The organism is Nitrospirae bacterium CG2_30_53_67, from assembly GCA_001873285.1.
Taxonomy (GTDB): domain Bacteria; phylum CG2-30-53-67; class CG2-30-53-67; order CG2-30-53-67; family CG2-30-53-67; genus CG2-30-53-67.
The window spans coordinates 1-10,654 of sequence record MNYV01000048.1; the positions used below are offsets into that span (position 1 = coordinate 1).

10 protein-coding genes, 1 other RNA gene and 2 pseudogenes are annotated in these 10,654 nt (G+C 51.1%); 12 read left to right on the plus strand and 1 reads right to left on the minus strand.

The genetic code is table 11. The features are described from left to right. The 5 genes and pseudogenes from AUK29_02740 to AUK29_02760 all read left to right on the plus strand — a co-directional run bounded on the left by AUK29_02740 (position 1) and on the right by AUK29_02760 (position 4,020). Positions 1 to 210 (plus strand): annotated as a pseudogene (locus tag AUK29_02740) (hypothetical protein). A gap of 115 nt (positions 211 to 325) precedes the next feature. Further along, positions 326 to 1,555 (plus strand): glucose-1-phosphate adenylyltransferase, encoded by a 1,230-nt coding sequence (locus AUK29_02745; protein ID OIP65413.1) that lies wholly within the window; start codon positions 326 to 328, stop codon positions 1,553 to 1,555. Positions 1,556 to 1,655: 100 nt separating this feature from the next. Then, on the plus strand, positions 1,656 to 2,150 hold the full coding sequence (locus AUK29_02750; protein ID OIP65404.1) for a hypothetical protein: 495 nt from the start codon (positions 1,656 to 1,658) through the stop codon (positions 2,148 to 2,150). 135 nt (positions 2,151 to 2,285) lie between these two features. Beyond that, positions 2,286 to 2,987, plus strand: a complete 702-nt coding sequence (locus AUK29_02755; protein ID OIP65405.1) for a hypothetical protein — start codon at positions 2,286 to 2,288, stop codon at positions 2,985 to 2,987. A 19-nt stretch (positions 2,988 to 3,006) separates the two neighbouring features. Beyond that, complete coding sequence (locus AUK29_02760) at positions 3,007 to 4,020, plus strand: DNA polymerase III subunit delta (protein ID OIP65406.1); 1,014 nt, start codon at positions 3,007 to 3,009, stop codon at positions 4,018 to 4,020. Between the two features lie 206 nt (positions 4,021 to 4,226). Here AUK29_02760 and AUK29_02765 read toward each other — a convergent pair whose 3' ends face one another. After that, positions 4,227 to 4,499 (minus strand): 30S ribosomal protein S20, encoded by a 273-nt coding sequence (locus AUK29_02765; GenBank protein OIP65407.1) that lies wholly within the window; start codon positions 4,497 to 4,499, stop codon positions 4,227 to 4,229. Positions 4,500 to 4,657: 158 nt separating this feature from the next. Between AUK29_02765 and AUK29_02770 the strand changes: the two genes are divergently transcribed. The 7 genes and pseudogenes from AUK29_02770 to AUK29_02800 all read left to right on the plus strand — a co-directional run bounded on the left by AUK29_02770 (position 4,658) and on the right by AUK29_02800 (position 10,654). Beyond that, entirely contained in the window at positions 4,658 to 4,963 is a 306-nt protein-coding gene (locus tag AUK29_02770) for a hypothetical protein (protein ID OIP65408.1), read from the plus strand. A gap of 63 nt (positions 4,964 to 5,026) precedes the next feature. Beyond that, positions 5,027 to 5,311, plus strand: coding sequence for a hypothetical protein (locus AUK29_02775; GenBank protein OIP65409.1), 285 nt, complete (start codon positions 5,027 to 5,029; stop codon positions 5,309 to 5,311). Positions 5,312 to 5,396: 85 nt separating this feature from the next. Then, a non-coding RNA gene (ssrS, locus tag AUK29_02780) (6S RNA) lies at positions 5,397 to 5,576 on the plus strand. A gap of 612 nt (positions 5,577 to 6,188) precedes the next feature. After that, the gene (locus AUK29_02785) at positions 6,189 to 7,526 is read left to right on the plus strand and encodes an AAA family ATPase (GenBank protein ID OIP65410.1); all 1,338 of its coding nucleotides are present in this window, start codon (positions 6,189 to 6,191) and stop codon (positions 7,524 to 7,526) included. 26 nt (positions 7,527 to 7,552) lie between these two features. Then, positions 7,553 to 9,112 carry a ribonuclease Y gene (locus tag AUK29_02790; GenBank protein ID OIP65411.1) on the plus strand — a complete coding sequence of 520 codons (1,560 nt, stop codon included), beginning with the start codon at positions 7,553 to 7,555 and terminating at the stop codon, positions 9,110 to 9,112. A 305-nt stretch (positions 9,113 to 9,417) separates the two neighbouring features. Further along, the gene (locus tag AUK29_02795; GenBank protein OIP65412.1) at positions 9,418 to 10,227 is read left to right on the plus strand and encodes a metallophosphoesterase; all 810 of its coding nucleotides are present in this window, start codon (positions 9,418 to 9,420) and stop codon (positions 10,225 to 10,227) included. Between the two features lie 228 nt (positions 10,228 to 10,455). Next, positions 10,456 to 10,654 (plus strand): annotated as a pseudogene (locus AUK29_02800) (hypothetical protein).

Genomic DNA, 10,654 nt, shown 5'->3' on the forward strand with positions numbered 1-10,654 from the left:
CTTCTTTATCAAATCACCTCTTGTCTGGCCGATCAGGGGGTTTATATCCACTCCTCAAAGATCACCACCGAGGCCGACAAGGCCATTGATGCCTTTTACGTCACGGACGTCTTCGGACAAAAGATCCTGGACCCAAAGAAACTTCAGCAGATTCAGGAGACTCTGTTGAAGACCATGAGTCCGGATCCGTCGAGAAGGGAATCCGCGTGAATTGATCTTGACCATTCGATCTGTTTTATGTAAAGTTCAAAATTGAGGATTTTTGAGAAGGGAATCCGCTCTGCTCTGTTTAAAGGCAGGGGGAAAAGAAAAAAAGGGGAGGGAAATGCACTGGAGCATCAGAGAAGTTCTCGCAGTCGTCATGGCCGGGGGGAAGGGGAGCCGCCTCTATCCATTGACGGAAGATCGGGCGAAACCCGCTGTTCCTTTCGGCGGCAAGTACCGCATCGTTGATTTTACCCTCAGCAACTGCATCAATTCCGGGATCAAGAAGGTTTTCGTCCTGACCCAGTACAAGTCCTATTCCCTGGAAAGACATATCCGGCTTGGATGGGGATTCCTGAGTCATGAGCTGCACGAGTTTGTCGTTCCCCTGCCTCCTCAGCAGAGGATCGACGAGAGCTGGTACCGGGGAACGGCCGATGCCATTTATCAGAACCTCTATTCCATCCTGAGGGAAGATCCGAGGTTTCTTCTTGTGCTCTCCGGCGATCATATATACAAGATGGATTACGGAGAACTCATTCGTTTCCACAAAGCGAAAAAAGCGGATGTCACGGTCGCAGCCCTGGAGGTTGAAAAATATGAGGCCGGTCATTTCGGCGTGATCCAGGTAGACAAAAAGGGGAGGATCATGGGTTTCCAGGAGAAACCCAAGAAGCCTCAAACCATCCCTGATGAACCCGACAAATGTCTGATCTCGCTTGGGGTTTATGTGTTTAATATCCCGTCCCTGGTCGAACAGTTGAAGAAAGATGCGGATGACGAACGCTCGGAACATGATTTTGGAAAAAACGTCATCCCCAAGATGGCTAAGGACCTGGCGGTTTATGCTTACAATTTCAAGGAGAAGAAAACCCGGAGGGCGGCATACTGGAGGGATGTGGGGACCCTGGACGCCTACTGGGAGGCCAACATGGACCTGGTATCGGTAAGCCCGGTCTGCAACCTCTATGACCCCGATTGGCCGATTCGCACTTTTCAGGGGTTGGAACCCCCTGCGAAATTCGTTTTTGCGCAGGAGTTTGCCGGCGGGAGAATGGGCGTGGCCCTCGACTCCGTTGTCTGCGGCGGGTGCATCATCAGCGGCGGACGGGTACAGAACTCCGTGTTGTCGCCCAATGTGAGGGTGAACAGCTTCTGCAACATCTACCAGTCGGTGATCATGGAAAATGCCGAGATCGGCAGGAATTCGCAAATCAAGAAGACCATCATCGAAAAGGGGATCAAGATCCCGCCCAACTCCATCATCGGGTATCACGCCGATGAAGATGCAAAACACTTTCATGTCACCGAGTCCGGAATCACGGTGGTGACGAAAAATGCCGTGCTTTAAGACAACGGGTGGTGGTATGATGAGCTCTGAAATCTTAAGACGGCATTGACAACTTAGGGTATTTTATTTATGATGGCGCAAGACCTATCTTCTGGATCCTATTGGATCAGTCCCTGCCGGGCCTGTCATCGAGCGTGAGATTCCTGTGACCCTGCAACGGACGGTTCGTTATCTGTATCTTCGCCTCATCCGGATTCGGAGCAGCCCCCAGGAGATTGCACGGGGGCTTGCGATCGGGGTGTTCGTGGGGATCACCCCATTCATTGGGATCCATATGATTTTGGCCGTCGCGCTGGCCGTGCTGTTGAAAGGGAACAAATTCATGGCTCTATTAGGGACATGGGTCGGGAATCCTTTAACCTTTTCGTTTATCTTTTTTTTGGATTACAAGGTCGGGCGTTGGATCCTGGGAGGAGGTCCGGGGACCCTGAAGCTTTCCTCCACCCATCCCCTTGATATTCTGCATCTGAGCTGGAAGCTCCTTTTCCCCATGAGTGTCGGAGGCCTGGTGATCGGGCTGACCTCGGCCATCCTGGCCTATTTTTTGTCCAATCCGATTATTGCCTGGATCAAGGATCGGATACAACAAAGGTAAATTCCATGGTATGGTCATAAATCTTAAGAGAGAACTGATTCCGAGAAAAAGGCCGCCGGGATAAGAAATGTCGCCGCCATGTTGGAGTGGTATATGAAGGGTGTAAAACCTCCCTGGACATTGGGGGGGTACTGCATGATGATTTTTTATCTGGTCTCATCCAAGAGGATGGTCTCTTTTGTGCCTTCTCCCCTGGAGGTCGCCGATGTCCTGCCCGGACTGACTCTGTCAGGTCTTTACGCAGCGTCCTACAACACCGGGTCATTCGGGGTTTTGAGTGAATTCAGCGCCTTTCCCGCTCTGGTCCGGTACAAGAAAAAAAAAGGATTTTATGTCCCCTGTTCCAAGGTGGAGTCCCATGAAGAGGCTTACCGGCATCAGGGGGCATGGGGTTTGCAAAAGGAGCAGGCGGTCTTTGAATGGAAAAAAGACAGGAACCGGCACATCCTGACCGTACAATGTGAGGGTAAAAAAATCATTGAGATCCGTTTCAGCGCAAAAAAGATCTCCATTCCCGTTCGTGTATCCTTTCCCTTCTTTCATGTACGCGGGAACGGGGTCGTTTCGTATCATGCGGATTATGCAGCCCGGGTCCATCTTTCCACCTCCGCAGTGGATATTCCTGAGAGCAGTCCACTGGCCATCTACGGATTCAGGAGGAAACTCCTCACCACGTTCTGGGAATCCTCCAAGATTGTTCTGCACCCCCCGGAGTTTGAAAACATGGTCATACCCGAGGGGGTCTCGGAAGGGATCTTTCGGGTCGGACAGGACCAGAGGGAAACCTGCGGTGTAAAAAAAACCGCAGACGATTGCAGGACCTGTCATACAGTGTAAAACCTTTTTTTAATTCTCTATGAAAGCCGAGATATTTAAAAAAGAGATACAGCAAGGGAGGATTCCTCCTGTCTGTCTGCTGTACGGTGAAGAGACGCTCCTGATTCGGGAGATGATCGACCTGATCCGCAATAAGCTCTCCAGGGGCGGCGATCCGTCCATGGGGCATGAGGTCTTCTACGGCGCCGAGTCCGATGCATCCGCCATCATGCAATCAGCCGGGACCGTTCCGCTTTTCGGAGGGACGAAACTGGTGATTGTCAAAGAGATGGACCGGATGCCCGATTCCGAGAAGGAGCGTTTTCTAAAATACATCAAGGATCCGGTACGCGAAACCTGCCTGGTCATGACGTGCGCCAAGCCGGATATGCGTAAGAGATTTTTTGCTCAGATCCAGAAGCAATGGCCCTCGATCCGGTTTTATCATCCCTACGATGAAGAACAAACCGGGAAATGGATCCGTTCGTTTCTCAGACAGCAAGGATACAGGATCGAAGACGAAGCGGTTCATTTTCTAATGGATGCCCACGGACGAGAACTTCAGGTCCTGAAGAACGAACTTCAAAAGCTGATGCTCTATAAGGGGACGCCGGGTGAGATCGCGCTCTCTGACGTGACCGAGGTTTCAGGACATTCACGTGAATTCAATTCCTTTGAACTTGCGGATGCCGCCTGTGACAAGGATCTCGAAAAGGCCCTTAAGATCTTATCGCGGCTGGTTGAAGATGGGACGCCTCCGCTCCTGATCCTTTCGGCCTTGGCATCAAAGTTTCGGAAGATCTGGATGGGAAAAGAGCTTGAAAAGCAAGGCCTCACGGAACACGAAATCCTGCGGCGCCTGAATATCCGATTTCAAGAAAAAAGGTTTTTAAGGCAATTGCATGGTTTTCAGGAGGAAGAAATCGCCCGCCACTATCTGCAAATCGCTTCCCTCGATGAATCGATTAAATCCGGAAGCGGCCGGCATCAGATCTGGATCGAGACGATGATCCATCACATCTGCAGGCGGCCGGCTGATGTATCCTGTTCGTAAATAGGGTGAAACACCAGCCGCGCCGTCAGTCAGATCGGGCCGCTAAGTGGTCCTATTCGTAAATATGGTAACGTACCGAGAGGGGCGTAGGGCGGTCTTGTCAAGGCGCGCGACTGAGGCGTACCCTCTGGTACGCCGCAAGGAGCGGAACGCAGATGAGGCCGCCCTACGGCACTCGAATGCGACCGTATTTACGAATCGGGCCGCTAAGACTGGGAGGCGAGCTGGTTCACCTTTTTCGTGAGAGCGGACTTTTTTCTGGCGGCGTTATTCTTGTGGATAATACCCTTGGTTACGGACTTATCCAAAATACGGAGCGCCCCGGGAAGGGAGGTCTTGGCCCCTTCGATATCCTTTTCAGTGATTAAAGACTCAACCTTCTTGACCTGTGTTTTCATTCTGGAACGGTGCTGTTTATTTAGAAGGGCCCGTTTACTGCTTTGTCTCATCCGTTTGATTGCTGATGCATGATTCGCCAATGTTTTTTCCTCCATTGTTTTTTATACCAAATTTTTAACATTAAAAAATAAATGTTGTCAAGATATTATTGCAGCACCGGTAAAAGTGCTTGACATGTTACTTTAAAGGTTATATTATAAAAGATAATTGTAACATACCGTAAAATAGGGGATTTTAGATGAGTATGATTAATCTGGATACAATGGATCGAAAGATTCAAGAGGCCCTTGATCTCATTTTAAATCTTCAGGAAGAAAATGATGTTCTGAAAAAAGAACTTGAAGCATGCCGCAAGGGCCTTCAAGAGAAGGGAAAAGAGATTGCCGATAAAAATCTGATCAAAGACCGGGATGAAGCCATATTGGAAGACATTCAGACTTTACGCCAGGAGCGGGTACAGATCAGGCAGAGGATCAAGAACATCCTGAAAAAAATTGAAGGGATCGATATGGAAGAAGAAAAGGTCCAGAAAGAGTTGTTTTAATCAAATCAAATAGGCTATACCGGCGCAAAGGCCGCAGCAGTGAAGGAATCCGGAGGGAAATCCATGGCAAACCAGGTGAATGTTAAGATTTTCGGCCAGGAATTTACCATAAAGGGGGAAGACACGCCTGAATATGTGGAGGAACTCGCAGGGTTTGTCGATAAAAAGATGAGAGAGGTCGCATCTGCATCTTCTGTGATCACCTCCCACAAGGTAGCCATTCTGACGGCCATTAATATTGCCGATGAGCTCTTCCGCCTGCAAAAGGTCATGAATGAACAGGAGGAAAAAATAAGGAAAAAAGTCGACGAATGGGCCGGCATTTTGGGCAAGGCGCAGAAAAAATAAAAGATTCGTTCTCTTCAAATTTTTTTCACTATTGACTTTTATTTTCCCCCTCGATATAGTAGCAAATACTTGAACGGAACATTTGATCTCCCTGCCTTGCAAGTGATGGCCGGCAGTGTTTTGAGCCAACACTTATTTGAATGGGAACCGGCCCTGAAGACGGTGTGCATGCCCTCTTGAGAGGGAAGCCTGAAGTCTTTATCACGGTACCCACCTGGGTTATCAGGTTCAAATAGTTGCGGCCACACGGCAAGGCGGGGGGGTTATATATATAGATCATATTGAGATGATATAAACCGAGTTGCTTATCCATAAGACATCCCAACGACTGATTCAGGGAGGAAAAAGGAATTTTAAATGCAGCGCAGGAGAATAAAGGGAGCAGGAAAACCTCAATGAAAGCGTTTAGTCTCGTACATGATGAGTTTCACCGGCTTGTAAAATTAAATAAAGCGGTCCATCCATATGGTTCTTTAAAAGTGGGGGGAAAACTCCTGGTTGAACTTCATCAGGTTTCGCAGTTCCCGTTGAAGAAACCTGCAGGCGATCGGTGATGATGACGCTCATGTTACAAGGCTGAACCGGTGAAGGTCATGAAGAAATGTTCACTTTGTCCCTATTTTTTGGTTGGGACGGCTTTTTATCTCGAAAAAACAACGAAGCCCCGGAATAAAAGGACTTAGGTCCTCCTTTTTACTGACCGGTCTGATCGTTGTCCGATCTTCTTCCTTTGTTTCCCATCCTGTGTGCAAACCATCATCGCAGACGAATTGAGGTTTGAGAACCCCTTGGGGGCCGGATCGGCTTTAGTTTATTCCGTAAGAGGATCAAAGTCCCTTTTGGAGTCAGGATTTTTCCCCAGGTTTGAGGTGACGTCTTGGAACTTTTCCAACAGGAAGAAAGGCCGGAGACCGAGCAGGATGCCCCCCTGGCATGGCGGATGCGTCCCAAAAGCCTGGACGAGTTTGAGGGGCAGCGTCATCTGCTGGCCCACGGCAAACCGCTTCGCAGGGCCATTGAGGAGGACCGCATGGCTTCATTTATCTTCTATGGACCCCCTGGGACCGGCAAGACTGCATTGGCGGGCCTCATGGCTGAAAGAACCGGCGCGGCCTTTGTTGCTTTGAACGCCGTCACAGCCGGAGTCGTGGATATTCGTAAAGCGGCCAGAGACGCGGAAGAGGTGAAAAAACTCCGGCAGAGAAAGACCATTCTCTTTGTCGACGAGATCCATCGATTCAATAAGATCCAGCAGGATGCCATGCTTCCTGATCTGGAAAAGGGGAAGATGATTCTGATCGGCGCTTCTACGGAGAATCCTTTTTTCGCCTTGATCCCGGCCCTCCGTTCCCGTTCCCGGATCCTCGAATTCAAACCGCTTCTTGAAGAAGAACTGATGCGCATTTTAAGACGCGCCATGGAGGATCCGGTTCGGGGTTTCGGCCGGATCAAAATCCGGATGTCCGAAGAAGCCCTGAAACATATCGTGACCCTGGCGGAAGGAGATGCCCGTAAGGCTTTAAACAGCCTGGAAATCGGTGTCCTGTCCACTCTCCCTGTGGACGGGGTTATCGACTTCACTCTCTCCGTGGCGGAAGAGGCGGTCCAAAAAAAAGCGCTGCTGTACGACAGGGATGGAGACGCCCATTACGATACAGCCTCGGCTTTTATAAAGAGCATGCGGGGTTCAGACCCGGACGCTGCCATTTACTATTTGGCCAGGATGATTGAAGCGGGTGAAGACCCCCGCTTCATGGCCAGAAGGATCGTGATCTGCGCATCCGAAGACGTGGGGAACGCCGACCCGAGAGCGCTTTTGATCGCCGAGGCTGCCCAGCGGGCCGTGGAGAGGGTCGGTATGCCGGAAGCAAGAATCATTCTGGCCCAGGCGGTCACGTACATCGCCACGGCGCCGAAGAGCAATGCCTCTTATATGGCCGTGGAACAGGCCCTCTCGGACGTCCGTTCCGGGGAGACACTTCCCATCCCTGATTTCCTCAGGGATTCCCATTATGAGGGCGCCGGATCCTTAGGAAGGGGCAAGGGATACCGGTATCCCCATGATGAACCGGGTCACTTTGTTCCTCAAAATTACCTCTCCGTGGAGAAACATTATTATCACCCCACAGGCGAGGGGTACGAGCAGGCGATTCGAGAGAGGATGAACGGCTGGAAGAAGAAAAAGGAAGCCGTCAAAAATGACACGAACCATTAACCACTAAGGGGGTGAAGACCATTCATATGGATTTAATGACCGTACTGTGGATCGTTCTTTCGGGGATCATCGGGGTCTCTTTAGGATGGATCTTCAGTCAACAGATGTACAAGAGGAAGGCCGGGAAGTCCCGCAAGGAATCCGAAGGGATCATCGTTTCGGCAAAAAAACAGGCCGATCAGACGGTGAAGGAGGCTCGTCTTGAAGCCAAGGAGATGATCTACCAGGCCCGCTCCGAGTTTGAAAAGGAGACCAAGGACGTCCGTTCCGAACTCCAGAGCAGGGAGAAGCGTCTCGCTCAGAAAGAAGAAAACATTGAGAAGCGTTTTACCCTGATCGAGAAGAAGGAGTCGGATGTCAAGGGCAGGGAAAAGGGGCTGATGACCATGGAGAAACGGGTTCAGGAGAAAGAGGCCAAGTACAACCAGGCCTTGGCCGAACAGATCCAGAAGCTGGAACGGATCTCAGGCATGTCTTCTGAAGAGGCCAAGCGGACCCTGATGCAGAACATGGAGGATGAGGCCCGTTTCGAATCCGCTAAGAATGTGAAGCGGATTCTGGATGAAACCCGGGAGAACGCGGAGAAAGAGGCAAAAAACATCATCGCCCTGGCCATGCAGAGATGCGCCGCGGACTTTACATCGGAGATCACCGTCTCCGTGGTGAATCTGCCCAGTGATGAGATGAAGGGGCGGATCATCGGGCGTGAGGGACGGAACATCCGTTCCTTGGAGGCCGCGACCGGCATCGATCTGATTATCGATGACACCCCGGAAGCCGTGATTCTCTCGGGGTATGATCCGATCCGGAGAGAGGTGGCCCGTATCTCGCTTGAGCGGTTGATCAGCGACGGCAGGATCCACCCGGCGCGAATCGAAGAGGTGGTGAACAAGGTCCGTAAGGAAGTTGATCAATCGATTAAGGAAGAAGGAGAGAAGGCCACGTTTGACGTGGGTGTCCATGCGGTGCATCCGGAGATCATCAAGCTGATCGGCCGTTTGAAATACCGGACCAGTTATGGGCAGAACGTCCTGAATCACTCCGAAGAGGTGGCCTATCTCTGCGGGATCATGGCCTCGGAACTGAAGCTGGATGTGACCCTGGCCAAACGGGCCGGCCTGCTGCATGACATCGGCAAAGCCGTGGACCATGAAGTCGAGGGGACCCATTCTGCTATTGGGGCGGACCTGGCGCGGAAATACGGCGAAGATCCCAAAGTGATCAATGCCATTGCCTCGCATCACGATGATGTGGAGGCGATCTGTCCTGAATCCGTCCTGGTCGCGGCTGCGGATGCGCTCTCAGCGGCAAGGCCCGGCGCGAGAAAAGAGAGCCTGGATGCCTATGTCAAGAGGCTTGAAAAACTCGAAGAGATCGCCAACACCTTCGAAGGTGTGGAAAAGTCTTATGCCATACAGGCCGGCCGCGAGGTTCGGATCATCGTCGAGAATGGACAGGTATCCGATGAAAAGGCGGCGATCATGGTGAGAGATATCTGCAAAAAGATCGAACAGGAATTGACCTATCCAGGCAAGATCAAGGTCACCGTGATCAGGGAGAGCCGTTTTGTGGAATACGCAAAATAAATTTGTTAAACGGTTTAACCGTTAAACAAATTTAGGATCATCTCCAAAAAAGTGGATGAAAACATCAGGGGTCAAGGGGTCAAGGATTCCAGGGGTCAAGAGAAGTGCTAAAAACATAAAGGGTCGAGGATTATAGGGTTCAAGGGTTCCAGTGTTTTTCTCTGAAGATTTTGCTTGCGTTCTTGTACTCGGTTTACCGGTATCAGTATTTCACTTGAACCCTTGACCCCTCGGCCCCTGGAACCCTATGGATCTTCAACCCTCGAACCCTTTTTACCCACTGGAACCCAAATTTATTCCCCATAATGGGGGAGGGATTATCAGGAAGTTTCCCAATGAAGATCCTTTTTCTCGGCGATATTATCGGTAAGCCCGGCAGGCAGGCGGCGGCGCGTTCACTTCCGAAACTGATCACCCGGTTCGGAGTCGATCTCTGCGCGGCGAATGGCGAGAACGCCGCCGCAGGCTTCGGGCTGACACCGAAGGTTTTCGAGGAGCTCAAGGCCATGGAGATCCAGGTCCTGACCTCAGGGAACCATATCTGGAACAAAAAGGAGGTCTACCCGCTTTTGGATGAACAGAAGAATATTCTCAGGCCGGCCAATTATCCTCCCGGTGTTCCAGGCCGGGGGAGCTGCGTGGTTTCCACGGCTTCGGGCGAGAAGGTCGCGTTCCTGAACCTGATGGGAAGGGTTTTCATGAACCCGCTTGACTGCCCCTTCCGGTGCGCGGAGGCCGAGGTGGAGAGGCTCCGGCATGAGACGCCGGTCATCATCGTTGACTTCCATGCCGAGGCCACATCCGAAAAGATCGCCATGGGATGGTTCTTAAACGGCAAGGTCAGCGCCGTCCTGGGGACCCATACCCATGTGCAGACCGCGGATGAGACGATCCTTCCCGGCGGGACCGCCTATATCACCGACGTGGGGATGACCGGTCCGAGAGACTCGGTCATCGGCGTCAAAAAAGAGATTATCATTGAAAAGTACCTCTACCAGATTCCTCAGCGGTTCGACACCGCGAACGGACCCACGCTCCTCTGCGGGGTCCTCCTGGACCTGGATGCCGGCACAGGGAAGGCAAACCATATCCTGCGTCTTAGACTGGAAGACTAAGTGGTCCTGTTCATAAATATGGTGAAGTATTGGCGGCCTTTTAGCCCTCTTTATTTTATGTCATTCCCGAGGGTTTAATCGGGAATATGGTTGTTTTGTATGAATAGGTGCTTTCAATTTACGGGTTTTAACGCAAACCAGATCCCCGATAGAGACATTCGGGGATGACGAATAATAATATTACGTCATCGTATTTATGAATTTGTGTACTAAGGATGAACGCAAATCATGGAAGACCTGCAAAGCCTCCCCTATGATATCCTGACGGTTCATGAGCTGACGGCAAGGATCCGCGGCCGGCTGGAAGAGACGTTTCCCTCCGTCTGGGTCACGGGCGAAATATCCAATCTCAAGACTCCCTATTCCGGGCATACCTATTTTACACTGAAGGATGAAGAAGCCCAGATCCAGGCTGTGTTCTTCAAAT